General features: G+C 62.7%; 25 protein-coding genes. 8 read left to right on the top strand and 17 right to left on the bottom strand.

The genetic code is table 11. The features are described 5' to 3' along the window. Positions 1-33: 33 nt before the first annotated feature. The 5 genes from FZF13_RS27000 (at position 34) to pssA (ending at position 4,390) form a co-directional block, all read left to right on the top strand. Positions 34-366 (top strand): ArsR/SmtB family transcription factor, encoded by a 333-nt coding sequence (locus tag FZF13_RS27000; protein WP_024923899.1) that lies wholly within the window; start codon positions 34-36, stop codon positions 364-366. Between the two features lie 22 nt (positions 367-388). Beyond that, the gene (locus FZF13_RS26995; protein ID WP_024923898.1) at positions 389-2,275 is read left to right on the top strand and encodes an ABCB family ABC transporter ATP-binding protein/permease; all 1,887 of its coding nucleotides are present in this window, start codon (positions 389-391) and stop codon (positions 2,273-2,275) included. A 98-nt stretch (positions 2,276-2,373) separates the two neighbouring features. After that, complete coding sequence (locus tag FZF13_RS26990) at positions 2,374-2,748, top strand: YciI family protein (RefSeq protein WP_036253915.1); 375 nt, start codon at positions 2,374-2,376, stop codon at positions 2,746-2,748. 99 nt (positions 2,749-2,847) lie between these two features. After that, positions 2,848-3,546 carry a phosphatidylserine decarboxylase gene (locus tag FZF13_RS26985; RefSeq protein WP_024923930.1) on the top strand — a complete coding sequence of 233 codons (699 nt, stop codon included), beginning with the start codon at positions 2,848-2,850 and terminating at the stop codon, positions 3,544-3,546. A 10-nt stretch (positions 3,547-3,556) separates the two neighbouring features. Beyond that, positions 3,557-4,390 carry a CDP-diacylglycerol--serine O-phosphatidyltransferase gene (gene pssA, locus FZF13_RS26980; protein ID WP_024923897.1) on the top strand — a complete coding sequence of 278 codons (834 nt, stop codon included), beginning with the start codon at positions 3,557-3,559 and terminating at the stop codon, positions 4,388-4,390. Positions 4,391-4,400: 10 nt separating this feature from the next. Here the strand turns inward: pssA and FZF13_RS26975 are convergent, their stop codons facing one another. From FZF13_RS26975 to FZF13_RS26955, 5 genes are all read right to left on the bottom strand, one after another. Further along, positions 4,401-6,620: an AMP-binding protein gene (locus FZF13_RS26975; protein WP_024923896.1), complete on the bottom strand. Its 2,220-nt coding sequence runs from the start codon at positions 6,618-6,620 to the stop codon at positions 4,401-4,403. Positions 6,621-6,885: 265 nt separating this feature from the next. Continuing rightward, on the bottom strand, positions 6,886-7,794 hold the full coding sequence (locus FZF13_RS26970) for a DMT family transporter (RefSeq protein WP_024923895.1): 909 nt from the start codon (positions 7,792-7,794) through the stop codon (positions 6,886-6,888). A gap of 66 nt (positions 7,795-7,860) precedes the next feature. Continuing rightward, the gene (locus tag FZF13_RS26965; protein ID WP_024923894.1) at positions 7,861-8,751 is read right to left on the bottom strand and encodes a DMT family transporter; all 891 of its coding nucleotides are present in this window, start codon (positions 8,749-8,751) and stop codon (positions 7,861-7,863) included. 147 nt (positions 8,752-8,898) lie between these two features. Beyond that, positions 8,899-9,144 (bottom strand): hypothetical protein, encoded by a 246-nt coding sequence (locus tag FZF13_RS26960; protein WP_024923893.1) that lies wholly within the window; start codon positions 9,142-9,144, stop codon positions 8,899-8,901. Positions 9,145-9,403: 259 nt separating this feature from the next. After that, entirely contained in the window at positions 9,404-10,159 is a 756-nt protein-coding gene (locus FZF13_RS26955) for an SDR family NAD(P)-dependent oxidoreductase (RefSeq protein WP_024923892.1), read from the bottom strand. Between the two features lie 181 nt (positions 10,160-10,340). Between FZF13_RS26955 and FZF13_RS26950 the strand changes: the two genes are divergently transcribed. Then, the gene (locus FZF13_RS26950; protein ID WP_036257101.1) at positions 10,341-10,949 is read left to right on the top strand and encodes a hypothetical protein; all 609 of its coding nucleotides are present in this window, start codon (positions 10,341-10,343) and stop codon (positions 10,947-10,949) included. 251 nt (positions 10,950-11,200) lie between these two features. Further along, positions 11,201-11,623, top strand: coding sequence for a DoxX family protein (locus tag FZF13_RS26945; protein ID WP_024923890.1), 423 nt, complete (start codon positions 11,201-11,203; stop codon positions 11,621-11,623). A gap of 28 nt (positions 11,624-11,651) precedes the next feature. On the opposite strand, the gene purF is transcribed toward FZF13_RS26945, so the two are convergent. The 12 genes from purF to rpsF form a co-directional block, all read right to left on the bottom strand. Further along, entirely contained in the window at positions 11,652-13,121 is a 1,470-nt protein-coding gene (gene purF, locus FZF13_RS26940; protein WP_024923889.1) for an amidophosphoribosyltransferase, read from the bottom strand. 86 nt (positions 13,122-13,207) lie between these two features. Then, positions 13,208-13,906 (bottom strand): CvpA family protein, encoded by a 699-nt coding sequence (locus FZF13_RS26935; protein ID WP_024923888.1) that lies wholly within the window; start codon positions 13,904-13,906, stop codon positions 13,208-13,210. A 25-nt stretch (positions 13,907-13,931) separates the two neighbouring features. After that, positions 13,932-15,335 carry a DNA repair protein RadA gene (gene radA, locus FZF13_RS26930; RefSeq protein WP_024923887.1) on the bottom strand — a complete coding sequence of 468 codons (1,404 nt, stop codon included), beginning with the start codon at positions 15,333-15,335 and terminating at the stop codon, positions 13,932-13,934. Positions 15,336-15,382: 47 nt separating this feature from the next. Beyond that, entirely contained in the window at positions 15,383-16,870 is a 1,488-nt protein-coding gene (locus FZF13_RS26925) for a replicative DNA helicase (protein ID WP_024923886.1), read from the bottom strand. 222 nt (positions 16,871-17,092) lie between these two features. After that, entirely contained in the window at positions 17,093-18,064 is a 972-nt protein-coding gene (locus tag FZF13_RS26920) for a small ribosomal subunit Rsm22 family protein (protein ID WP_024923885.1), read from the bottom strand. A 2-nt stretch (positions 18,065-18,066) separates the two neighbouring features. Further along, the gene (locus tag FZF13_RS26915; protein ID WP_024923884.1) at positions 18,067-18,390 is read right to left on the bottom strand and encodes a YnfA family protein; all 324 of its coding nucleotides are present in this window, start codon (positions 18,388-18,390) and stop codon (positions 18,067-18,069) included. A 5-nt stretch (positions 18,391-18,395) separates the two neighbouring features. Next, the gene (locus FZF13_RS26910; RefSeq protein ID WP_024923883.1) at positions 18,396-19,502 is read right to left on the bottom strand and encodes a GNAT family N-acetyltransferase; all 1,107 of its coding nucleotides are present in this window, start codon (positions 19,500-19,502) and stop codon (positions 18,396-18,398) included. A 59-nt stretch (positions 19,503-19,561) separates the two neighbouring features. Beyond that, positions 19,562-20,107, bottom strand: coding sequence for a DUF6875 domain-containing protein (locus FZF13_RS26905; RefSeq protein WP_137900407.1), 546 nt, complete (start codon positions 20,105-20,107; stop codon positions 19,562-19,564). A 213-nt stretch (positions 20,108-20,320) separates the two neighbouring features. Continuing rightward, positions 20,321-21,598 carry a cyclopropane fatty acid synthase gene (locus tag FZF13_RS26900; protein WP_024923881.1) on the bottom strand — a complete coding sequence of 426 codons (1,278 nt, stop codon included), beginning with the start codon at positions 21,596-21,598 and terminating at the stop codon, positions 20,321-20,323. Between the two features lie 156 nt (positions 21,599-21,754). After that, entirely contained in the window at positions 21,755-22,336 is a 582-nt protein-coding gene (gene rplI, locus FZF13_RS26895; protein WP_024923880.1) for a 50S ribosomal protein L9, read from the bottom strand. Between the two features lie 198 nt (positions 22,337-22,534). Beyond that, positions 22,535-22,783, bottom strand: a complete 249-nt coding sequence (gene rpsR, locus FZF13_RS26890; protein WP_024923879.1) for a 30S ribosomal protein S18 — start codon at positions 22,781-22,783, stop codon at positions 22,535-22,537. Further along, entirely contained in the window at positions 22,783-23,268 is a 486-nt protein-coding gene (gene rpsF, locus FZF13_RS26885; protein WP_024923878.1) for a 30S ribosomal protein S6, read from the bottom strand. Before rpsF ends, rpsR begins: the two co-directional genes overlap by 1 nt. Positions 23,269-23,641: 373 nt before the next feature. Between rpsF and FZF13_RS26880 the strand changes: the two genes are divergently transcribed. Continuing rightward, complete coding sequence (locus tag FZF13_RS26880; RefSeq protein WP_024923877.1) at positions 23,642-23,869, top strand: DUF4287 domain-containing protein; 228 nt, start codon at positions 23,642-23,644, stop codon at positions 23,867-23,869. Positions 23,870-23,968: the final 99 nt, after the last annotated feature.

The following is a 23,968-nucleotide window of genomic DNA, read 5'->3' as shown; positions in this document are numbered from 1 at the left end:
CAAAATAGGTTCATCGTCTATCGACGATGAACCATGCAAACATCGCTTTCACAGACATGCGGGGCGGGGCATCTCGCCGACACTCGGGCCGTCGCGGCAAAGCTTGCTGCGCTGGCGCATCCGGCGCGCATTGAAATCCTGAAGCGCCTTTCCGCCAGCAATTCCTGCTGCTGCGGCGAAGTGGTGGATCATCTCGATCTCGCGCAATCCACAGTCTCGCAACATCTGAAAATACTGGTCGAAGCCGGGCTGGTTCGCTTTACGCCGGACCGGCAACGCTCGCGCTACGCGGTTGATCATCAAGCGCTCGCCAGCGTCTCGGCTTCGCTCTCCGCCCTGGTCGAGACCTGCTGTCAGACCGGTTGAACCAAATAACAAGGCAAGAACAGTGGCCGACAAAACCGTCTCCGCCGACTCAGGCTCCACATTCAAGACTCTGCGCAATCTATGGCCGTATATGTACCCGGCCGACCGCCCGGATCTGCGCTGGCGCGTAACCTGGGCAACCCTGCTGCTGGTTGTCGCCAAGCTGGTTCTGGTGGCCGGTCCTTACTTCTTCAAATGGGCCACTGACGCCCTGACCGGCGAGGGGAAATACACGCCACCCCTGCCGGCTATCCTGCTCGCGCCGATCGCGCTGGTCATTGCCTATAATGTGCTGAGACTGGTGCAGCTTGGCTTCAACCAGCTTCGCGACGCTTTGTTCGCCCGCGTTGGCCAATATGCGGTGCGCCAGCTCGCCTATCGCACTTTCGTTCACATGCACCAGCTGTCGCTGCGCTTTCATCTGGAAAGGCGCACCGGCGGCCTCTCTCGCATCATCGAGCGCGGCACGAAGGGCATCGAGACCATCGTGCGCTTCATCATGCTCAACACGGCGCCCACCGTGCTGGAGTTCGCGCTCACCGCCGGCATTTTTGGCTTCACCTATGGCTGGAAGTATGTCGCGGTCGTCGCCGTTACGGTTGCCCTCTACGTCTGGTTCACGGTGAGGGCTTCAGACTGGCGCATCGCCATCCGCCGCGACATGAACGACAGCGACACCGACGCCAACACCAAGGCGATCGATTCCCTGCTCAATTTCGAAACCGTCAAATATTTCGGCAACGAGGCGATGGAAGCCTCCCGCTTCGATCGCTCCATGGCGCGCTACGAAAGCGCCGCCACCCGCATCTGGACGTCGCTCGGCTGGCTGAACTTCGGCCAGGGCGTCATCTATGGCCTCGGCACCACGGTCGTCATGTGCATGTCGGCCTATGAGGTGATGAACAAGACACAGACGATCGGTGACTTCGTCTTCATCAACGCCATGCTCATCCAGCTTTCGGTGCCGCTCAACTTCATCGGTTTCATCTACCGCGAAATCAGGCAGGGCCTGACCGACATCGAGCAGATGTTCGATCTGCTCGATGTTCAGCAGGAGGTTCTCGACAAGCCCGATGCCAAGCCTTTGGCGGTCGCCTCCGGTCGCGTCGAATTTCGCGACGTGCAGTTCTCCTACGACCCCAACCGCAAGATCCTGAAAGGCGTCAGTTTCGAGGTTCCGGCAGGCAAGACGGTGGCCATCGTTGGCCCGTCGGGCGCCGGCAAGTCGACGATTTCGAGGCTGCTGTTTCGCTTCTACGACGTGCAGGACGGAGCCGTGCTGATCGACGGACAGAATGTGCGCGACGTGACACAGGAAAGCCTGCGCTCGGCCATCGGCATGGTTCCGCAGGATACGGTCCTGTTCAACGACACCGTCGCCTACAACATCCGCTACGGCCGCGTCGACGCCGAAGAGGAAGAAGTCAGGCGCGCAGCCGAGCTCGCCCAGATCGGTCCCTTCATCGAGCGCCTGCCGGACGGTTACCGGACCATGGTCGGCGAGCGCGGCCTCAAGCTCTCGGGCGGCGAAAAACAGCGCGTGGCGATTGCCCGGACCATTCTGAAGGCGCCGCCGATCCTCATTCTCGATGAGGCGACCTCGGCGCTGGACAGTCACACCGAGCAGGAAATCCAGGCGGCGCTTGATCTCGTTTCGAAAGACCGCACCACGATCGTCATCGCCCACCGCCTTTCAACCGTCATCTCGGCCGATGAGATCATTGTGCTGAAGGACGGGCAGATCGCCGAACGCGGCACCCATGCCGACCTGCTTCAGCAACGCGGCCTCTATGCGTCGATGTGGGATCGTCAGCGCGAGGCGACGGAGGCGGAGGAGCGTCTGCGTCTTGCCCGCGAAAGCGACGATCTCGGCGTCGTCGTGCGTCGGCGAACGGCAGAGGTGTCCTGAACCATCGCATCCGAACAGCTGCGCTCTTGACTGGGGCAGCTGGCGGATGTTCGGTGGCGCTCGGCCGGTGAGGGGGCCTTACGGAGAAAGAGCAGCCGATGTTCTTCGCTATTCTCGCTTATCATGCCGAGGGTGTCGTGGAATCGTGGACGCCGCAGGAAGACGCCGCGCTGATGGACGATCTGCTTGCGACCCACGACAGGCTGGTCACGCAGGGTCATATGGGGCCTGCGGCCCGGCTCGGTCCCGTCGAACAGGCGCAAACTGTTCGAGGCCTTGGCGATGGCATGGTGATAGACGGCCCTTTCGCGGAAACGAAAGAACAGCTTCTTGGCCTCTATGTGGTTGATTTCCCGAGCCAGGAAGAAGCGGTCGAGGCCGCCCGGGAGCTGCGCCGCGCCAATCCCAGCGCTGTCTATGAAGTGCGGCCGATCATGCTCTATGTGCCCGGTGCATCGCTCGCCCGGCCGTAAGCTGCAGCGGGATATCCGAGTGATGCCGGATTGCCGCGTTGCGGCGGAGAAGTGTTTCCGGTAGACAAGCCGAACCCGAAACAGAGCCGCCCCAGCCCGATGAATCTTGTCGATACGGTCAAGAACGCGTTCGTGCCGATCCACCGCGAAGGTTATCCCTTCATCGCGGCTTTCGGCGCTGGAACGCTGCTGCTCGGCTATTTTTCGTCGATCCTGTTCTGGATCGGTCTCATCCTGACCGCCTGGTGCGCCTATTTTTTCCGCGATCCGGAGCGTGTCACGCCCGTTGACGACCGGCTGGTGATCAGCCCCGCCGATGGCGTGGTTTCCGCGGTCGGACCGGCTATACCGCCACGCGAGCTGGGTCTTGGCACCACCGAGATGACCCGCGTTTCAGTGTTCATGGACGTGTTTTCCTGTCATGTGAACCGCGCCCCGGTGCGCGGTCGCATCACCCGTATCGAGCACCGGCCGGGCAAGTTCCTCAATGCCGAGCTCGACAAGGCGAGCCAGGAAAACGAGCGCAACGGCGTCGTCATTGAAAGCCCGAATGGCACCGTGGCTGCCGTGCAGATTGCCGGCCTGGTGGCGCGGCGCATTGTTTGCTGGGCCGAAACCGGCGGTACGCTGGCGATCGGCGAACGCTTCGGCCTCATTCGTTTTGGCTCGCGTGTCGATGTCTTCCTGCCGGCGAATGCCGCGCCGCGGGTGGCTGTCGGCCAGACCGCCGTGGCCGGCGAGACGGTGATTGCCGAGTTCGGCGGTGCCCAGGCGGCGCCGCTGGTGCGCATCTCCTAGGGACGGCGCGATGGGCGCTCCCTTCAAGAAGTTCGAGGCGCATGGTCTTGGCGGGCCGCGCATCACCGAAATCCCGCTGCGCATGGTTCTGCCCAATCTGGTGACCGTTCTGGCGATCTGCGCCGGTCTCTCGGGCATCCGTTTCGCTTTCGAGAACCGGTTCGAGACAGCCGTGGTGATGGTGCTGCTCGCCGCCTTCCTCGATGGCATCGATGGCCGGCTGGCGCGGCTGCTCAAGGCCACTTCGAAATTCGGCGCGCAGATGGATTCGCTGGCCGACATCGTCAATTTCGGCGTGGCGCCGGCCCTGGTGCTCTATGCCTATCTCCTGGACAGGGCAGGTTCACCGGGCTGGATCGCCGCCCTCCTGTTCGCGATTGCCTGCGGCATGCGCCTGGCGCGCTTCAACGTGCTTGACGAGCAGACCGACCGGCCAGCCTGGCAGGCAGACTATTTCGTTGGCGTGCCGGCGCCTGCCGGTGCCGTGCTTGTCATGCTGCCGCTCTATCTCGCTTTCCTCGGCATGCCGCCGACGCGGCCGATCGCTTTTGCCGGCGTGGCCTTCACGGTGCTCATCGCCTTCCTGCTGGTCAGCCGCCTGCCGGTCTATTCCGGCAAGAGCGTCAAGATACCGGGCGACCGGGTGCTGCCGGTCATCCTGGCCGTCGTGCTCTACATGCTGCTTCTGGTCAGCTATCCCTGGCACACCTTGACCGCTTCGGTTCTAGCCTACCTGGTCTTCCTGCCGTTCAGCGTCAGGGCCTATTCGCGGCGTGCCAAGAAGGAAGGCGAGGCGGTTCTGCCGCCGGATGTCGACCACAAGGTCGTCGACGGCGAGAATTGATCCCAACCGCTCAGGCCGGCAGTCCCAGGCGTTCCATCGCCAGTTTGCGCGCTGACACATAATCGGTCTTGCCTGAGCCCAGAACAGGAAGCGCGTCCACCTTCACGATGTCGTTCGGCACCATGAGTTCGGCGGCGCCATGCGCCTTGCCGAACTTGCGCAGCGCATCGGCTTCGGCCTCGTCGGCCGTGGTCACCAGCACGATGCGCTCTCCCCGGCGCTTGTCGGGCACGGCCACCGCCGCATGGTTGTCCTCCGGCCAGAGCGACTGCACCAGCATCTCGACTGCGCCAAGCGATACCATTTCGCCGGCGATCTTGGCGAAGCGCTTGGCACGGCCGCGAATGGTGATGAAGCCGTCGCGGTCGACGGAAACGATATCGCCGGTGTCGTGCCAGCCTTGCAGCGGTTGCAACTCGCCGGGGCGGTCGGCGGTCATGTAACCCATCATCATGTTGGGTCCGTCGAGCCACAGCCTGCCGCCATTCTCTATGCCTTCGACCGGGTCGAGCCTCATTTTGATCGCGGGCAGCAGCCTGCCCACAGTCCCCTCGCGATTGTGAATCGCCGTATTGACCGACACGACGGGGGCCGCCTCGGTCAGGCCGAAGCCTTCGATGATCTCGGCCTGGAAACGCTCGCGATAGATGCGGCGCGTATCCGCTTTCACCGGCTCGGCCCCGGCCACGATGAAGCGAAGGCTGGAGAAGTCGCCGTCGCCGGCATGGCGCGCATAGTTGGCCAGGAAGGTGTCGGTGCCGAACATGACCGTCGGCCGCGCCTTGCGGGCGATCTCGGGGATGATCTTGTAGTGCAGCGGCGAAGGGTAGAGAAACGCCTTCACGCCGGTCAGCAGCGGCAGGATGGTACCGCCGGTCAGTCCGAATGAGTGGAACACCGGCAGGACGTTGAACAAGATATCCAGAGGCGAAATGGTGATGCGCGCCTCGGCCTGCATCGCATTGGCCAGCAAACTGCGATTGGAAAGCACCACCGCCTTGGGGGCGCCTTCCGAACCGGACGTGAACAGGATGACGGCAGGCTTGGCGGCATCCTGCGGCTGCAGCGGCCATCGCCAGAAAAGCATGGCGCTCAGCCGGTCCAGTGACGACGTATCGTCGCGCAACTCCTCAAGCCACAGGAACTGGGCGCCGCCTGCTTGCGCTGCCTCGACGATATCCGAAAGCGACGCCTTCTCGACGAATGCGCGCGAGGAAACGATGGTGCGGATCGTCGCTGTGCGTACGGCCGAAGTGATGCTTGCCGGCCCGGCCGTATAGTTGATCATGGCTGCCACGCGCCCGGCCGACAGCAGGCCGAGCAGGGAGATGGCGACGCCATTGGTGTTGGGCAGAAGCAGGCCGACGGCCTCGCCCGGTGCCGTCTTGGCTTCGACCTTTTGGCCGATGATGCGTGCGCCGGCGAAAAGGCGGCGGTAGCTCAGAGCCCCCGAAACCACATCCTCGACGATCGGATGAGAGGCCCCGAAACGGTCGGCGGCGTCCCGCATTGCCTGAAACAGGCTGCGGGTAAGGTCGGTGGCGGCGAAGCGGGCTTCGGCGACGCGATCGAACAGGGCGTTGCTGCCATTGGTCGCCGGCTCGCCGCCGCGCGCCGCCAGCTCGTCCACGGTCATCGGCGCAAGCACGCTGATGTCGAGCCTCGGGAACCAGCGCCGCGGCGCCTTGTTGGCGGGCGTGAGCGACGTAGGCAGCCAGCGTGCGCCACCGACGAAGATCGGCACAATGCGGGCGTCGGCCTGCATGGCGATGCGGGCGACCGCGCGGTATAGCCGGAACGACTTGACGTCCGGTTCCACGGCGTCGGGGAAATAGACGGCCAGCCGGCCGCGTCCCTTGAGAACGCGCACGAGCCTGCGGCTGACGAAGACATGTTCGGCATTAAACGCGATGGTGCGAGCAAGCTCCCGCCACGGTTCTAGCCAGAAGGAGTGCGCCGATGCCTCGTCCAGAATGTGAAGCGTATCCTCCGGCAGGAGCGACAGCATTAGCGCCGGGTCTATTCTCGACTGATGGACGATCACGTAGATGACTGGAGCGTCGCTGTCGCGGGCGAGCCTGATGCGGTGATCGGCGATGCGATAGGCCAGCTTGAACGGTGTGTAGAGCAGCGCCTGCGCGAGGCTGAGGCCTAGCCGGACCTTCTCGACAAGGCCGACGAGCAACCAGGCGATCGCGAGTGCTGCGAGCAGCCCCAGGGTCAGGATCATACCGCGTCACTCCCAATGCCGGTCAGGGTGTCGCGCGTCCGCTTGGACGCTCAATCTAGCGTAGTCGATCGCCGACCTTGCCGGGGCAAAACCTATCCGAAGTGATGCCAAGGTCAATGCGGAAGACGCGCACTGCCGACGACAAAGAAAAAGCCGACCAAGAGGTCGGCTCTGGAGGGGGAGCGGGCCGGGGGATTGGGGGGACTAGAGCGTGGCCCGCTAGACAATAATGCGTGTGCAACATGATGGTTCCGTGACAGCGCGACTATTTTGATGGTGACGCTACCGGCAGCGCCGCTGCCCGCCGTGCCTTGAACCAATCGCGGGCGCCGTGAGCCAGAACCGCGGCAAGCACGATCGCGCCGCCCAATATGCTGGCCGCAGGCGGCACCTCCGACAGGAACAGCCAAGCCAGCAATACCGCGGCGGGTACCTCCGCCGCGCCCAATAGTGCGGATTCCGGCGCCGGAATGAGTCGGCTGCCTTCGGTCCAGAGGATCGATGCCAATGCGAACGATGCCCCGAAGACAACGAGCAGCACGGCGTCCCAGGTGGTGATCGCCAGAGGGTCGGTGACGAACCAACCGAATATGAAGAGAAGAAAGGCCGAGACGGCACCGGCCCAGACGACCGGCGTGTCGCGAAACGCGCGGATCATGATCATGTAGAGCGCGCTGCCGATGGTCATCAGTGCCGCGAGCCCGTCGCCGAACAGATTGCCGGACCCGAACCCGGAATGAACCATGATGGCAACGCCGGTGAGCGAGACAATGGCCGCAGCCAGCGTCGGCGCTCGAAATGGCTCGCGCACGAGCAGCCATGCCAGCAAGGCGGTCACGAAGGGCGCTGTCGCGTAAATGACGGCGACATTGGCGACATAGGTGAATTTGAAGGCCGAGATGAAGGCAATGCTGGCGGCTGCACCGACCACGGCCACCAACCATCCACGCCAGCCAAGCCGCATGTTGGGCTTTTCGCCTGCCCTTCGGGGACGCCAGCGCACATAGGCTCCGATCAGCAGGAAACCGACGAAACCGCGCCAACAGGAGACGGTCAGGGCGTCGGCCGAAATCGATTTGGTCAGCACGCCGGTGAGGCCGAACACGATCGCCGATGCCGAGACCAGCAGGATGCCCAGCGTTCGTTCGTTCGAAACCCCGTTTGGTGGTGTCATCGGCTCCTCCGGCGCTGCATCACGATAGCGCCGGGCTACTGACAGCCTTCTGGCAGGAATGCGCGTTCAGGCGGCCGGTTTGCGGAAGCGCTCGCTGGCGACGATGACGAGGCCGGCGAAGACGATGATTGCCGCACCGATGAACACTTCGCTGCGCGGCACGTCGCCCCAGATCAGGAAGCCGAGCGCGAAAGCCCAGACGAGCGCCGTATATTCGAACGGAGCGATGATGGAGATGGGCGCCCGTTTCATGCCTTCGAACAGAAAATACTGACCGAGGCCGCCAAAGGCGCCAACGGCGATCAGCAGCAGGAGTTCCTGCCAACCGGGTGTCTGCCAGGTCCAGAACAGCGGCAGGCCGGCGATGACCAGGAAGAAGCCGTTGTTGAGCACGAGTTGCACCGTCGTGCGCTCCTGGGAGGCGACCTTGCTCAGAAGCACGATGGACAATCCCCATAGCGCGGCCGCTGCCAGCACCAGGATCACCGGCAGTGAAAAGCCGAGCCTGGCAGGATCGCAAGCGACGAAGACGCCGCCAAAACCGATCAGCACCGCTGCCCAGCGCAGCAAGGGAACCTTCTCGCCCAGCACGACGATCGACAAGGCGGTGACGATGATCGGCGCGGCGAAATAGATGGTGGTCAGTTCGGCGAGCTGCAGATCCTTGGCGGCCGTATAATAGCAAAGCCACGCCGCCAGGATGAGAAAGCTGCGCAAAAGCATGGATTTGAGGATCGGCGAACGCGCCGAATCCGCAAGGAGTCTCCAGCCGCCGGTGGCAACGCAGCCGGCAAGGATCGTGGCACTACGGAAGAACAGGATCTGCCAGACTGGCGCAGCCACCACCAAGAGCTTGATGGATGCATCCTGGAACGAAAACAGCAGATAGGAAAAACTGGTCAGCATGATGCCGGCCAGCACTTTCTCGCGTGTATCGGTGAGGACGACTTCTGACATGACGAGTCCGGCGACTGCTGAGGCGGCCGAACCCGAATCTCGATTGTTTCAGAGCCCACCGCAGCCGCTAGGCTACACGAGGCGCATCATCAGCGCTGCTAAGCCACAGAAGTGGTTGCGTTGGCGCAGTGTAGCAACAATGCGTCCTTACTGAGCCGGTTGCGCCGGCTGCGGCACTTGCGAGGCGCCCGGCTCGTCGTCTCCCATGTCGGCATAGGGCGAGGCGCTGGGGACGCACTGCACCGCCCAGCCCACCGGCGCCGGCTGCTTCTGATATTCGGCTATGGCCGCAGTGCACTGTTCGCGTTTGTCGAAAGTGCTTGGCAGCACCACCATGCCGCCTTGCGGGCCGGCCACCACGAGATACCAGACCAGGGCAACGGTCGATGACATGGGGAATCCTCTTTTCTGCGGATTGGAGATGACGGGTTGCGCGAGCCTAGCAAGTCTTGCCGGCAGGTGAAAGCGCACCGGTGACGCGGAGCCTCGAAGATCGGATCAACCTTTGGGGCTCGTTGCCTCCAAATGTGAACGCCTAAGTCCGTATGTTTCTTCCACAAATCGGATCGTGCCATTGCCGACGGGCCTGCGACGGTTGGTGCCGAACGGGGGCTTGCCCCCGATGACGGCCTTCTCCTCAGAACAGCCGATCTCAGGCCGGCATCTGGTACGACACCCAGCGGTTCGGCTTTGCTTGGAAGATCATGCCGGTTTCCGTCACTGAAGGACTGGCCAGCGGCACGATCCGGGCCGCGATCTCAGAAGGATGGGGCAGGGTGTCCGGGTTTTCGCCAGGTACGGCCTGAGCGCGCATGGCGGTGCGAGTAGCGCCGGGATCGACGGCGTTGACCCGCAGCGGCGAGTTCCTGGTTTCGTCGGCCCAGGAGCGAACCATCGCCTCTACTGCTGCCTTCGAGGCCGCATAGGGCGCCCAGAAGGCACGCGCCGAATGGGCGGCGCCGGACGACAGCACGATGGCGCGACCCGCATCGGAAAGCCTGAGCAGCGGATCGACCGAACGGATCAGTCGCCATGTCGACGTCACGTTGACCGTCATGACCTTCTCAAAGACCTTGGCTTCGACATGGCCGATCGGCGAAATGACGCCCAGGACGCCGGCATTGGCCACGAGTATGTCGAGCTTACCCCAGCGATCGTGGATGGCGCCACCCAGCCGGTCGATGCCGGTCATGTCGGCGAGGTCGAGCGGCACCAGCGTTGCTTCGCCTTTCCCGGTCCGGGCGCGTTCGGCCTTGATCTCGTCGTCCAACTCTTCCAACCCGCCGACGGTGCGGGCGACCGCGATGACGTGAGCGCCCGCCGCCGCCATCTGCTTGGCGATGTGGTAGCCGATGCCGCGCGATGCGCCGGTAACGACGGCGAGGCGGCCGGTGAGGTCAAGTGTCATTTCTGCCAGTACCTGCTGAGATTTGACGGGAAACTCCGAGCCTCGCGAAACACGGTTCAGCGCCGTTTGGCAAGGGGCGAGATGGACGCAGCCCATTTTTGCCTATAGCCGCCTCTACAACCTGTAATATTGTTTTGATAGCAATTCTATTTTAGGTTGCCGAAATTGATGGGGGAACCATATGAGAAAAGTAGCTTGTGTCGTTGGTGTCGTGGTCCTTGTGCAAGGATGCACATCCTATGCGGCCAATCAGGTGCTCGGAACGTCGGCAATTCCGCTCAGCGTGACGGCTGGCAAACGGCTGGAGCCTAAAAATATCTACAGGGTGAAATCGGGCGGCATGATCACTCAGGTCTGCCAGAAAGACATGGAGAACCGCAAGATAAAGGCGGTGGGTGTTGTGATGGGGGACGAGTCCGACGACACGATCACGGATCGGGTCGTTGGCGAGGCCATCACCTTAACCGTGCCGGGCGTGCCGACCATCCGCATGCCTTATCGGAAGATGCGCGTTCAGGGCTATACGGTGAGGGAGGCGAAGGCACCGTCCGGCGAAGACATCTACCAATATTACATGCAAAATGTCGGCTCGACGTGCCGCAAAATGATGTCGGAGGGTGGCCTTATCGTTGTCCAGAGCGAGGCGCGGGCCAAGAAATCGGCTCAGTTGCTGAAAGGACCGGTGGACGACCTGCCATTGGGACCGGGCACATTGGGCGGATTGGGTACCGAACAAGTCATCCGCGGTCCTTCAAACGTCACTTTTGGCATCGTGCCCGCCGAGCATTGATGACGGGCGCCCATCAAGATTTCCGACACCGCGGCGAAGGGACAGTGTTGTCCGCAACTCTCCTGTCATGGTCGCGCGCAGATCGTCTGCTCGTCTTCGCCAACGCTGCAATCGGCATCGTGCTCGGGTTGAACGACCGTGGGGTTGGATGATCACTTGAAGGCCGGTCGCGGGAATTTTCGGCGCCGCTGTCGGGAACGGCTGCGCTTCAACGTCCTTGAAGGTGAAACGAGGCTTCACAGGAGGAGACCATGGGCCGCACAATCGTAATTCTCGTCGCCAGGCTGATTTTCGCCGCTGTCTTTGCAATGGCCGTCAGCTTCAAATTTGCCGGCATGGCCAATACGGCCGCCTACATCGCAGCGGCTGGTCTTCCGTTTCCGCTGCTGTTGGCCTGGTTGGCGGCGATCTTCGAGGTCGGGCTGATTCTGGCTTTCCTCACCGGCGCCTACTTTTCCGACGCCGCCTTGCTCGCTGGAGCCTATGTGGTCTTTCTGGCCTTTGCTTTCCACGGTCCGTCGCACTGGCAAGCCAACCAGGACGAGTTCGGCTTCTTCATCGACCACTTCACCTTCCTGGCCGGGCTTTTGTTCGCCGCCGTGCATGGACCGGGTGAACGACTGGCGCTGCGAAAAGGTTTTGTCTGGAAGGACGAAGCGGCTTCCGCGAACTGACGCGGAAGCTTAAGGGCGGACCGAAACCTTATTGCCCGTTGGTCGCCAGCAGCGACAGCGTGCGCACATTGTCGGTGCCTTCATGATCGAGCAGCCGGGTCGGATACTGACCGGTGAAGCAGGCGTCGCAGAACTGTGGCTGTTCGTCGTTGCGGCCGGCTTCGCCGACGGCCCGGTAGAGGCCCTCGATGGTCAGAAAGCCGAGCGAATCGACACGGATGAATTCCGCCATCTCTTCGATCGACATGCGCGAAGCCAAAAGCTTCGATTTCTCCGGCGTGTCGACGCCGTAGAAGCAGGAGGCGCGGGTGGGCGGCGAGGCGATGCGCATATGCACTTCCTTCGCGCCGGCGTCGCGCACCATCTGCACGATCTTCTGCGAGGTGGTGCCGCGCACGATGGAATCGTCGACCAGCACCACGCGCTTGCCTTCGATCATGCGACGGTTGGCGTTGTGCTTTAGCTTGACACCCATGTGGCGAATGGAATCGCCCGGTGAAATGAAGGTGCGACCGACATAGTGGTTGCGGATGATGCCGAGTTCGAAGGGAAGGCCGGCCGCCTGGCTGAAGCCGATTGCCGCCGGCGTGCCCGAATCCGGCACCGGCACGACGAGATCGGCGTCGACGGGGCTTTCCATGGCAAGTTCGGCGCCGATGCGCTTGCGTACTTCATAGACATTGCGGCCCTCGACCGAAGAATCGGGGCGGGCGAAGTAGACATATTCGAAGATGCAGAAGCGTGACTTCTGCTGTTCGAACGGGAACATGCTTTCGATGCCCTTGGCCGTCACCACCACCATCTCGCCCGGCTTCAGGTCGCGGACAAAGCGCGCGCCGATGATGTCGAGCGCGCAGGTTTCGGAGGCCAGGATCCAGGCGCCGTCGAGATCGCCCAGCACCAGCGGGCGAATACCCAGAGGATCGCGGCAGCCGATCATCTTCTTCGACGACATCGCAACCAGCGAGAAGGCACCTTCGACCTGGCGAACGGCATCGATGAAGCGCGAATTGAGGTCGCGCTCCTTGGACGTGGCGACCAGGTGCAGGATGGTTTCGGTGTCGGAGGTCGACGAGAAGATCGAGCCTTGCTTCTGCAAGGCGCGCTGCACCGTCATGGCGTTGGTGAGGTTGCCGTTGTGCGCAACCGCGAAACCGCCGTCGGCGAGTTCGGCAAAAAAGGGCTGGATGTTGCGCACGCCGGCACCGCCGGTGGTGGCGTAGCGGGTGTGGCCGATGGCGCGGTTGCCCTTGAGGCTGTCGATGACCGCCTGCTTGGTGAAGGTGTCGCCGATCAGGCCGACATGCCGTTCGACATGGAACTGCGTACCGTCATAGGAGACGATACCGGCCGCCTCCTGGCCACGGTGCTGCAACGCGTGCAACCCGAGTGTGACGATGGCGGCCGCGTCCTGGCGGCCGAAAATACCGAAGACGCCACATTCGTCGTGGAAATGGTCGTCCGCCTCGGAGCAAAGCACGTCTGCTGCGTCTGCCATGCCGGGAGCCTCTTGTCCGCTAAAGCCGCGATATAAGGCGGTAGCGCTCCGAAAGCAACGTGCAGTCGTGACGGTTCACACCATCGTTAGTTATTCGTAGCCGGCGCATTGCCGCCGGCAGGGGCGTTGCCGCCTGCGGGAGGCTGGTCGGCGGGCGCTTCGTCGTCGGGAGCGGCGTTGTTGTCGGGAGCCGCATTTTCGTTGGCGGGCGCGCCGGTAGCGGGTGCCTCGCCAGCCGCGGGCGCCGTTCCAGTCCCGGCTTCGGGCAGCATGCCGTTCTTGTTGAGCTTCTTGAGAATCGTCTTTTCCGGATCTTCCGGCAACACGCTCTCTATATATTTGCCGATCGATTCCAGCAGCGGGCGCGACTTCGATGCGGCGATCCAGTTCGGAGCCTTGTCGCCGGCCAGCCAGTTGAAGAACATCAGGCCGACAGCCACGACCAAGATGCCGCGCGCCGCGCCGTAGAGGAAACCCAGCGTCCGGTCGAGCGCGCCGACCCGGCTGTCGATGATCCAGTCAGCGATCTTCATCGTGATGATCGACACGACGATTAGCGCGATCACGAAGACGATGCCGGCGGCAGCGCCCATCGCGATCTTTTCGTTGTCGATATAGGGTTTGAGGTAGGGGATGACCGGCTTGTAGAACAGGTAAGCCGCCACTGCCGCCGCCGCCCATGAGGCGATCGACAGAACCTCGCGCGAGAAGCCGCGAACCATCGCGAGCATCGCGGAAACGAGAGTGAAGCCGGCGAGAATTCCGTCAAGCAGCGTAATCGGCATGTCTTCGCCTACTCCATATGCCCTGTCATTCGTCTTCCGGAGTGCGACTGCGGCGGGTGCCGGCAATGCGCGCTACGAGATCGGCGAGCTCGGTAGGCTGGAAAGCACCGGCGCCTATCCCCCCGGCAATTTCCTCGCTGCCCAAGGGCAGGACTGCGCTTCCGAAGCCCAGCTTTTCCGCTTCCTTGAGACGCTGTTGCGCATGCGCAACCGGCCTCACGGCGCCTGAAAGGCTGATTTCGCCGAAATAGACGCAATCGGCGGGAAGGGCAAGACCGGTGAGCGACGACACCAGGGCGGCCGACACGGCGAGGTCGGCCGCCGGCTCGGAAATGCGGTAGCCGCCGGCAACGTTGAGATAGACGTCGTGCTGACCGAAACGTACCCCGCAATGGGCTTCCAGAACGGCAAGGATCATCGACAGCCGCGCGCTATCCCAGCCGACGACGGCGCGCCGCGGCGTGCCGAGCGACGACGGCGCGACCAGCGCCTGGATTTCCACCAGCACCGGCCTGGTGCCCTCCATTCCCGCGAAAACGGCGGCTCCGGGCGACTTTGCGTGGCGTTCGCCGAGAAAAAGCTCGGATGGATTGGCCACTTCGCGCAGCCCCTTGTCGGACATTTCGAAGACGCCGATCTCGTCGGTGGGGCCGAAGCGGTTCTTGACCGTGCGCAGGATGCGGAAGTGGTGTCCGCCTTCGCCTTCGAAATAGAGGACGGCGTCGACCATGTGCTCGACGACACGCGGTCCGGCGATCTGGCCTTCCTTGGTCACGTGGCCTACCAGCACGATCGCCGCGCCTGTGGATTTCGCGTAGCGGATCATCGCCTGGGCGGCGGCGCGCACCTGCGTGACGGTTCCGGGTGCCGAATCGGCAAGGTCCGTCCACAGCGTCTGGATAGAATCGATGATCACCAGGTCCGGCCGTTTGCCGTCGGCGATCGTGGCCAGGATGTCCTCGACATTGGTTTCGGCGGCCAGCTCGACCGGCGCTGATGCCGCGCCCAGCCTCTGGGCGCGCAACCTGATCTGCGCCACCGCCTCTTCGCCCGAAACATAAACGATGCGATGGCCTTGCCGGGCAAGCGCTGCCGCCGCCTGCGTCAGCAGGGTCGATTTGCCGATACCTGGATCCCCTCCGACCAACAACGCCGAGCCGCGCACGAAGCCGCCGCCGGTCGCGCGGTCGAGCTCGCCGATGCCCGAAGCAATGCGCGGGGCATCCTCGATGTCACCGGAAAGTGTGGTCAGCGCCACGGCACGGCCCTTGCGGGCGCTTTTCAGCGAAGCGGGCCCAGAGCCGATGCCGCCGGCGGTGCCTTCCTCGATCAGCGTGTTCCACTCGCCGCAAGCGTCGCATTTGCCTGCCCAGCGCTGATGCACCGTGCCGCAATTCTGGCAGATGAACTGGACGCGCGACTTAGCCATGAACGCGGCCGTGGTTGCGCTGCGATGCAGGGATGCAAATCAAGGCGTTACTCGAACCGCTCGGGCAGGTGATGTTCTTCGGCAAGATCGGAGAAGCGGGTGTATTGCCCCTCGAATGCGAGGTCGACCGTGCCGGTCGGGCCGTGACGCTGCTTGGCGATGATGAGTTCGGCCTTGCCCTTCACCTTCTCGAATTTGATCCGCCAGTCCTCATATTCCGGCGTGCCTTCCTCGGGCTGCTTGTTCTGCAGGTAATATTCGTCGCGATAGACAAAGAGGACGACGTCCGCGTCCTGCTCGATCGAGCCCGATTCGCGAAGGTCCGACAGCTGCGGGCGCTTGTCGTCACGGCTTTCGACCTGACGCGACAGCTGCGACAGTGCGATGATGGGAACATTGAGTTCCTTGGCCAGGGCCTTCAGGCCGGTGGTGATTTCAGTGATTTCCTGCACGCGGTTCTGCGAGGATTTGGCCGAGCCCTGCATCAGCTGGACGTAGTCGATGACGATGACGTCGAGACCGCGCTGACGCTTCAGGCGGCGCGCGCGCGCGGCAAGCTGGGCGATCGAGATACCACCGGTGGCGTCGATGAAAAGCGGGATCTTCTGCATGGTCTGCGCGCAGGCGACCAGCTTTTCGAAATCGGCCTCGGTGATTTCACCGCGGCGGATCTTCGATGACGAAATCTCGGTCTGCTCGGAAATGATACGGGTGGCCAGTTGCTCGGATGACATTTCCAGCGAGAAGAAGCCGACCACGCCGCCATTGGCGGCCTTGAACGAGCCGTCGGCCTGTTGCGCCGGCTGGTAGGCTTCGGCGATGTTGAAGGCGATGTTGGTGACCAGCGATGTCTTGCCCATGGCCGGGCGGCCGGCAAGGATGATCAGGTCGGAGGACTGCAGGCCGCCGAGCTTGCGGTCGACATCGCGCAAGCCGGTGGAGATGCCGGACAGGTGGCCGTCGCGCATATAGGCGGCGTTGGCCATGTCGACGGCGGTCTTGACCGCATCTGTGAACGCCTCGAAACCGCCATCGTAGCGGCCGGTTTCGGCCAGTTCGAACAGGCGGCGCTCGGCGTCCTCGATCTGTTCGGACGGCGACATGTCGACGGGCGCATCATAGGCGATGTTGACCATGTCCTCGCCGACGGTGATCAGCGCGCGCCGTGTGGCCAGATCGTAGATCGCGCGGCCATAGTCGGCGGCGTTGATGACCGTCACCGCCTCGGCCGCCAGCCGGGCCAGATATTGCGCCACGGTCATGTCGCCGACCTTCTCGTCGGCGGGCAGGAAGGTCTTGATGGTCACCGGGTTGGCCATCTTGCCCATACGGATCAGTTCCGCCGAGACCTCGAAGATCTTGCGATGCAGTGGCTCGTAGAAATGCGCGGACTTGAGAAAATCAGAGACGCGGTAGAAGGCGTCGTTGTTGACGAGCATGGCGCCGAGCAGCGCCTGCTCGGCCTCGATGTTGTTCGGCGCCTCGCGATAAAGCGGCGTTTCCGCCGCGCCGAATTTGAGAGCTGCTTCCGCCATGATTCCCCGATCCTGATCCCATCTGTCGGTAGCAGAACTGCAGCGGATCGATGCTGACTTATCTGCATCAGTGCCGGATCAGTCGACGATGTTTACCGTGATTCACAGCCAGGCATCTTCGTCCACAGGACGATATTCCGATGCCCCGAATCTGTTTGACTCGACAAGACGCAAAACCTAGCCGAATAACCGGAACATATCAAGAACCTGGTTAAATCGAAGTCAGCCCTGAACGAGGCTGTCGCCCCAGTCCGCCCGCCGCGCCGCCTTGAAGATTTCGCCGTCGCGCTTGGTCAAAAAGCGCTCTGATGCGAGGCCATCCGGCTGGCAGAGTTTCAGCGAGACCTTACCCGACCCGGCCTTTGGCGGTGCCAGTACGCGTGAATGGCGCAAAGCTGAGGGTGTACGGGATGCGGCGAGGTAGATGAATTTCTCGTCTTCCCACGGCACTTCGGCTTCCTTGGCCAGCCGGTGCAGGCGTGAGCGCGCCACGCGCCGGGAAAAGTGACACCAGTCGGGAGCGACAAGCGGGCAGGGCTCCGCATGCGGGCAGGGCGCCGCGATATGTGCTCCGCTTGCGATCAGCTGTGTTCTTGCATCGAGGATGCGGCGCCAGCCGGCCGGGGTTCCCGGTTCGACGATGAGCAAAGTGTCGGCGGTGAGGCGCCAAAGGCGGTCGATGAGTTTCGGCAGCGCCGCAGGCGCAACCTCGTCCATGACATAGGCCATGGTGACGAGATCGACGGCCGCCATGTCGGGAAGGTCGACGGTCACGTCGCCCTGCAGCCAGCGGATCTCGGCTGCGATGTTCTCTCCAGCCAGCATCTGCCCGACCTTGCGCGCGGCGGCACTGGCTTCGAACAGCGTCGCTGCCTCGATGGACGGCCACAGGTCGGACGCCGCCCACAGCACCGTGCCGGGCCCAGCACCAATGTCGAGCAATGTTCTGGGCGCGAGATTAGGCAGCGCCTCGCTGGTTGCCTCGAGACTTGCCCGAACGGCGGCATAGGTGGCGGGTAGGCGCGTGGCGAGGTAGGCCTTGGCGGCAATGTCGTCGCCCATATGCAGGCGTCCGTCGCGAACCTCAGCCCGATAGCGGTCGGACAGCGTTCTGGAAGCCTGTTTCAGCGTGTTGAGCGGCAACCCATCCAGCAGCCTCTCGACCGCCTGTTTTAACTGCGCCGGCAACTCCACTTCTATGCACTCCTTGGCGCAAGCAGGATCAGCGACGCGCCGGCGATACAGATTGCTGCTCCCACGATATCCCAGCGGTCGGGACGCACGCCTTCGACCAGCCACAGCCACAGCAGCGAGGCCGCGATATAGATGCCGCCATAGGCGGCATAGGCACGTCCCGCGGCATCGGTGGGGGCAAGCGCCAGCAGCCAGGCGAAAGCCATCAGCGAGATGACGCCGGGAACAAGCCAAAGTGGCGATTTTTCCAGCCGCCACCAGGCCCAGAACGAAAAGCAACCGGCGATTTCAGCGACCGCCGCCGCGACGAAAAGAACAATACCCATCAGGTCTAATAGCCTGTCCGCGAGGCAATGGCACGGGTCAGGCTTGCCGGAAAACGCCGCAGCAGCGACTTCGCCGCCGGCAGTCCGTGCACCAGCAGGGCCTGGCAGGCGATCCGCCCCTTGACGCTCAGCGGAATGACGAGGTCGCGCACCTTGGTCACGCCGTCGGCGTGACGCATCTTGTGCTCGCTGGCGGGAGTCAGCAGCTCGAAGACGGTATTTCCGCGTGCTTTGGCGGTGGCAAACACGTGATGCACCAGCACACTGCCGGCCCCGTCCTTTTCCGCGCAGGCGTCGGTGGCTATGACATGGCCGAAGCAATGGCCCTTGTGGTCGAACGACAGGTCGATCCCGATGGGCCGCTCGTCCCGTTCAAGCGTCGAGACGTTGATGGACGCCAGTGCCTCTTGATCGCCGGCCATTCTAGCGAAAAAAGCTTCGAAACGGGGATCGAAAAGGGTGGGTGCGCCGATCTTTTCGCGTTCCAGCCAAGCTTTCTTCATGACAACTGCCGCATGGGCCAGCCCGGCAGCCTCCGGCCCCGCCTGATATTGGCGCATCAGCAATTCGCCCGGTCCCGCCAGATTGCGCACCCTGCGGCGATAGTTCGAGCGGATCTTGGCCGAATAGGCGGGGCCGGGGCCGTCGTCGCCTATGCGGTCGGCCAGCACGCAAAAGGGAGCATCAAGCCGGGATAGAACCGCGGCGTCCTGATCGAACCCGACGCGGACGAACGCCGAATCCTGACGCACGAGCGGCGCATCGATGATGTCGGCGCGCAGAGCGCCGATCTTGGCTCGTAGCGCCTGAACAACGGGTTCTCCAGCGTCCGCGTCGATCAAAAGGTCGCTGAACCGTGCGACCGGAATGCCCATGAAGCGCAACGTGTCCAGCCCGAGCCAGCGTTGGCGCACCAAAGGCAGGATCGCGACGATGTTCGTGCCGCGATACGCCACGATGATCTGCAGGCGGTGCCGGGCGCCGAGATAGTGGCTCACCCAATGGCGGAGGAAGCCGAAATCCTGGAACAGCTGGTGCGGAGCCGCGGAGCGCTGGGCAAGCGCGTTCCAGTCGTCTTGGAGCGACTGAAAACCTTCGACCGTGTCGACCACTCGAAGATCGAGGTCTGATCCTTCGACGCCTTTTTGCTTTGATTTCGACGTGGTCCGGGTCACGTCTTTTGTGCCCGCCAGTAGGCCAGGATACGTTTTGCGCCGTCGAAGCGGAATTTTATCAGGAACGGTGCAAGAAGCAGCGGGTGCCGTGCGGCAAACGGGGCATCCTGTTCGACCAGATGGCGGATGGCGAGCACGGGCAGCGGCGCGCGCAATGGCCGGAACGCGGGGTTCCACAATCCAGGCGCCTCGTTGCCTGCATGCATGAAGCCGATCATGCGAAAGCGGCTCAGCGAATAAAACTTATGCCTTGCCTGCACACGTTGCAGCATGGCGACGCCTTCGTCATCGCTGCAATTCGGAAAGCCGACGATCACGGTGCGAAAATGCTTCATCCCGGCTTTGCAGGGGATTTTCTCAAGCTCGCTGAAGGCCCTGCGGATCAGCGCGAAGGCCTCTTCTTCATTGGCGGCGTCGGCGCTCGAGATCGCCAGCCTGACCGTGTCGATCTTCGCCGCCTGCCGGGTGAACGGGCAGACCGCTCCAGTTCGCCCAAGGTCGGGGTGATCGCGCATGAGGTAGGACTCGACCCAGCCGAGCAATGTCGACATGGCTCCGTCCGAGGCGGCGACGGTGCGGGCCTCGGCTATCGTCACAAGTGGGAGCGACCCGGTCGGCCCGGGGATTTTGTCGAGCATGGCGCAGCCTCAAACCCCAGGCTCGCGATATCAGCTCCGGTTTACGAAACCATTGACGAGGCGTCTAGCTTTGTTCTCAACAAGCGGCGCTAGCCGCGCCGCTGTTGGTCTTCTTCCTCACTCTTTCACCCTCCGGCGCCTTGCCGGCTTGGCGAAGAGCGGCTTTTGCGGCGCATCCCGCACTTCGAGCGCCTTTTCGCATTTGCCGATATAGTCGCGCGTCACCGGAAGCACGTCGTTCTTGTGCGTGAGCTGGATCTGGAACACAACGAGGTCCTGCCAGCGGAACGACGCTTCCGAACCGGAGAGGTAGAATTCCCACATGCGGCAGAAGCGTTCGTCATAGATCGCCTTGACCTTGTCGCGATTGGCCAGGAAGCGCTCGCGCCAGTGCTTGAGCGTGTCGGCATAGTGCAGTCGCAGGATCTCGACATCCGTCACCGCCAGGCCCGAGCGCTCGATATGTGGCATCATCTCCGACAAGGCCGGAATATATCCGCCGGGGAAAATATGCTTGCGGATGAAGGCATTGGTGGTGGTAGCCGGTCCGGTTCGACCGATCGTGTGCAAGAGCATCACGCCGTCCGGTTTCAAGAGCTTGGCGCTTTTGTCGAAGAAGGTTTTGTAGTGATTGATGCCGACATGTTCGAACATGCCGACCGAAACGATGCGGTCGAAGCGTTCGGATAGGTCGCGATAGTCGCGCAACTCGAAATGGACCTGCCGGTCCATGCCCTCGGCATGGGCACGGTCGGTCGACACCTGGTGCTGCTCGGTCGACAACGTCACGCCCAGCACATCGGCTCCGAAAGCCTCGGCGATATAGAGACCAAGACCGCCCCAGCCCGAGCCGATATCCAGCACGGTCTGCTCCGGCCGCACTTTCAGCTTGGCGGCGATGTGCCGTTTCTTGGCGAGTTGCGCCTCTTCGAGCGTCATGTCCGGTCGTTCGAAATAGGCGCAGGAATACTGCATGTCCTTGTCGAGGAAGAGTTTGTAGAGGTCGCCGGAGAGGTCGTAGTGGTGCGCCACATTCTTCCGTGACCGGTAGGCGTTGTTCAATTGCTGCAGAGGGCGGATCGTCAGCCGCGCCGAGTTGAGCAACTTGCCCCAGGTCGATTCCGCCCACGAAAGTCCGGTGTTCTGATAGACGAGCTGGAGGAAGGACAGCACGTCGCCTTCGACGAAGTCGAGTTCCTCCTCCATGAAAGCCTCCGGAATGGCCAGCGAGGGATGCAGCGTGATGGCGCGCTCGGCGCGGCGGGTGTGGATCACCATATGCACTTTCGGGCCGGTTCCGTCCCCGAAGGTGCGGGTCCCTCCGTTTGGCCCGGTGATGGCCAGGTTGCCTCTGCGCACGATGCGTTGGGCAATGCGTTCCAGGAAAACATTCATGACGAACCCTCAAAGAACGATAGTGACAGCCGTGCTGTCCAATCCTTCAAAAAAGGCGAGCGCGCCAAAAAGTTCCGTTGGCATAAAAAAACCGGGCGCGAGGCCCGGTTTCTTGATCCAGCTGCAAGGCCAGATTTGTGACAGATCCCGAAAGGATCAGGCTTCCTCTTCGCCCTCGAACTCGGCGTTCGGGTCGAAGAAGCTGTCCGGACGGGCATTCTCGTTGATGTCGTCGCCATAGATGGCTTCGGCGGTGGTCAGCATCTCACCCTTGGCCTGACGCTCGGCTTCTTCCGACGTGCGGGCGATGTTGAGCGTGACGGTGACTTCGACTTCCGGATGCAGCGCGATCGCCACATTGGTGAGGCCGATCGTCTTGATCGGGTGGTTGAGCTCGATCTGGTTGCGGGCGACGGTGAAGCCTTCCGCGGTCAGGAGATCGGCGATGTCACGGGTCGAGACCGAGCCGTAGAGCTGACCGGTTTCGCCAGCCGAGCGGACGATGATGAAGCTCTTGCCGTCGAGCTTGTCGGCGACCTGCTGGGCTTCGGCCTTGCGCTCGAGGTTGCGAGCTTCGAGCTGGGCGCGCTGGCCTTCGAACTTCTTCTTGTTGGCTTCGTTGGCGCGCAGCGCCTTGCCCTTCGGCAAAAGGAAGTTGCGGGCGAAGCCGTCCTTGACCTTGACGGTGTCGCCCATCTGGCCGAGGCGGGAAATGCGTTCGAGAAGGATGACTTCCATAGTTTTCTCCATATGCGCCATAGCGGGCGCTGTTCGGGAGACAGTCAGGAAGTGAAGGGCGCCTGGCGCCGGTTTCGCTGTCCTGCCTGTCGAGGCAGTTAGGGTCAAAAGACCCAACTCGGGATTTTAGATTCACCGGTCGTGCCCATCACGGCCGGGAAAACCCCGCAGGCGGCAACCGCCCGCGGGGAAAGGCGCTTAGCGGACCACGTAGGGCAGCAGGCCGAGGAAGCGGGCGCGCTTGATCGCCTGGGCGAGTTCACGCTGCTTCTTCTGGCTGACGGCGGTGATGCGCGACGGAACGATCTTGCCACGCTCGGAAATGTAGCGCTGCAGGAGACGCACGTCCTTGTAGTCGATCTTCGGGGCGTTGGCGCCGGAGAACGGGCAGGTCTTGCGGCGGCGATGGAACGGGCGCCGGGTCGGGATCTGGTTGATGTCGACCATTATTCTGCACCCCCTTCAAAGCTGCGCTGCGGGCGCGGGCCGCGGTCTTCGCGGTCGCCGAACGAGCGCGGACCACGGTCGCCGCGATCCCGGTCGCCGAACGAGCGCGGGCCACGATCGCCGCGGTCACGGTCGCCGAAGCCACCGCGCTCAGGGCGCTCTTCGCGCTTCTGCATCATTGCCGAGACGCCTTCCTCGTGCTTCTCGACCTTGATGGTCAGGAAGCGCAGGACGTCTTCCGACAGACCCATCTGGCGCTCCATCTCGTTGAGCGCTGCCGGCGGGCAGGTCAGGTCCATCAGCGTGTAGTATGCCTTCCGGTTCTTCTTGACCCGGTAGGTGAGGGACTTCAGTCCCCAGTTCTCGACCCGGCCAATCGAGCCGCCGCCTGCGGTGATGACGCCCTTGAAACGTTCAACGAGCTCATCGACCTGCTGCTGCGACAGATCCTGCCGGGCAAGGAACACATGTTCGTAAAGAGCCATAGTGCTTTTGCCTTTCTTCGTTTCTCTCCCGGTTCCCGGCGGCTAAAGCCTCTGCAACTTCTCTTAACCCGCAAACGCGGAGAAGAAAGGAGCATGACGAGACGGTCGAGAGCGGAGACACGGGAGGCGGAAGCGTTTTCGCTTCACGCGGCGGTTCCTTGAAGAAACCTCCGGCCCTCCGTTCAGCCCCCAGCTGGGACCGGCAGATTGCGCGCGTCTATACAGGAATTTGGCTGGAACACAACCCTTGCCGGTCAGTGGCGGGGTAATAACGGGCTGGTCGACTGCCTTGTTGATGGCCGGAAGCTAACCATTGTCCGAATTGTTCGACAATCCCATAGTGCCGCCTTCACAGCTTTGAGAGGGGAAGTCCATGTCGTTCCAGGCCTATCTCGACACGATCAAGAACAAGACCGGTCAGGGGCCGGAGGATTTGATGCGCCTCGCCGACGCGAAAGGCTTCTCGGAAGGTGGAAAACTTAAAGCGAGCGTCAAGGCCGGCCAGATCATCGAATGGCTGAAGGCCGACTATGACCTCGGCCACGGGCACTCCATGGCCGTCTACGCGCTGCTGACGGGCAAGAGAAAGCCCGGCGACTGACGACTGCCGGGCCGTTTCTCACGACGGGAAGCGACCGTCACCGGAGCGATTCCCGCTTCTGGAACATCCTTGAGGCCGATTTGGTTGGTTGTGCGAGGA

It is taken from the genome of Mesorhizobium terrae (assembly GCF_008727715.1).
Lineage (GTDB): Bacteria > Pseudomonadota > Alphaproteobacteria > Rhizobiales > Rhizobiaceae > Mesorhizobium > Mesorhizobium terrae.
Note: the sequence above shows the minus strand (reverse complement) of the source record. Positions and strands in the feature narration are given on the sequence as shown.

What these genes read in the sequence shown, in the direction of transcription:
- FZF13_RS27000 (WP_024923899.1), top strand. Translation starts at nt 34, where the DNA reads ATGCAAACATCGCTTTCACAGACATGCGGGGCGGGGCATCTCGCCGAC.
- FZF13_RS26990 (WP_036253915.1), top strand. Translation starts at nt 2,374, where the DNA reads ATGTTCTTCGCTATTCTCGCTTATCATGCCGAGGGTGTCGTGGAATCG.
- FZF13_RS26985 (WP_024923930.1), top strand. Translation starts at nt 2,848, where the DNA reads ATGAATCTTGTCGATACGGTCAAGAACGCGTTCGTGCCGATCCACCGC.
- pssA (WP_024923897.1), top strand. Translation starts at nt 3,557, where the DNA reads ATGGGCGCTCCCTTCAAGAAGTTCGAGGCGCATGGTCTTGGCGGGCCG.
- FZF13_RS26975 (WP_024923896.1), bottom strand. Translation starts at nt 6,620, where the DNA reads ATGATCCTGACCCTGGGGCTGCTCGCAGCACTCGCGATCGCCTGGTTG.
- FZF13_RS26970 (WP_024923895.1), bottom strand. Translation starts at nt 7,794, where the DNA reads ATGACACCACCAAACGGGGTTTCGAACGAACGAACGCTGGGCATCCTG.
- FZF13_RS26965 (WP_024923894.1), bottom strand. Translation starts at nt 8,751, where the DNA reads ATGTCAGAAGTCGTCCTCACCGATACACGCGAGAAAGTGCTGGCCGGC.
- FZF13_RS26960 (WP_024923893.1), bottom strand. Translation starts at nt 9,144, where the DNA reads ATGTCATCGACCGTTGCCCTGGTCTGGTATCTCGTGGTGGCCGGCCCG.
- FZF13_RS26955 (WP_024923892.1), bottom strand. Translation starts at nt 10,159, where the DNA reads ATGACACTTGACCTCACCGGCCGCCTCGCCGTCGTTACCGGCGCATCG.
- FZF13_RS26950 (WP_036257101.1), top strand. Translation starts at nt 10,341, where the DNA reads ATGAGAAAAGTAGCTTGTGTCGTTGGTGTCGTGGTCCTTGTGCAAGGA.
- FZF13_RS26945 (WP_024923890.1), top strand. Translation starts at nt 11,201, where the DNA reads ATGGGCCGCACAATCGTAATTCTCGTCGCCAGGCTGATTTTCGCCGCT.
- purF (WP_024923889.1), bottom strand. Translation starts at nt 13,121, where the DNA reads ATGGCAGACGCAGCAGACGTGCTTTGCTCCGAGGCGGACGACCATTTC.
- FZF13_RS26935 (WP_024923888.1), bottom strand. Translation starts at nt 13,906, where the DNA reads ATGCCGATTACGCTGCTTGACGGAATTCTCGCCGGCTTCACTCTCGTT.
- radA (WP_024923887.1), bottom strand. Translation starts at nt 15,335, where the DNA reads ATGGCTAAGTCGCGCGTCCAGTTCATCTGCCAGAATTGCGGCACGGTG.
- FZF13_RS26925 (WP_024923886.1), bottom strand. Translation starts at nt 16,870, where the DNA reads ATGGCGGAAGCAGCTCTCAAATTCGGCGCGGCGGAAACGCCGCTTTAT.
- FZF13_RS26915 (WP_024923884.1), bottom strand. Translation starts at nt 18,390, where the DNA reads ATGGGTATTGTTCTTTTCGTCGCGGCGGCGGTCGCTGAAATCGCCGGT.
- FZF13_RS26900 (WP_024923881.1), bottom strand. Translation starts at nt 21,598, where the DNA reads ATGAATGTTTTCCTGGAACGCATTGCCCAACGCATCGTGCGCAGAGGC.
- rplI (WP_024923880.1), bottom strand. Translation starts at nt 22,336, where the DNA reads ATGGAAGTCATCCTTCTCGAACGCATTTCCCGCCTCGGCCAGATGGGC.
- rpsR (WP_024923879.1), bottom strand. Translation starts at nt 22,783, where the DNA reads ATGGTCGACATCAACCAGATCCCGACCCGGCGCCCGTTCCATCGCCGC.
- rpsF (WP_024923878.1), bottom strand. Translation starts at nt 23,268, where the DNA reads ATGGCTCTTTACGAACATGTGTTCCTTGCCCGGCAGGATCTGTCGCAG.
- FZF13_RS26880 (WP_024923877.1), top strand. Translation starts at nt 23,642, where the DNA reads ATGTCGTTCCAGGCCTATCTCGACACGATCAAGAACAAGACCGGTCAG.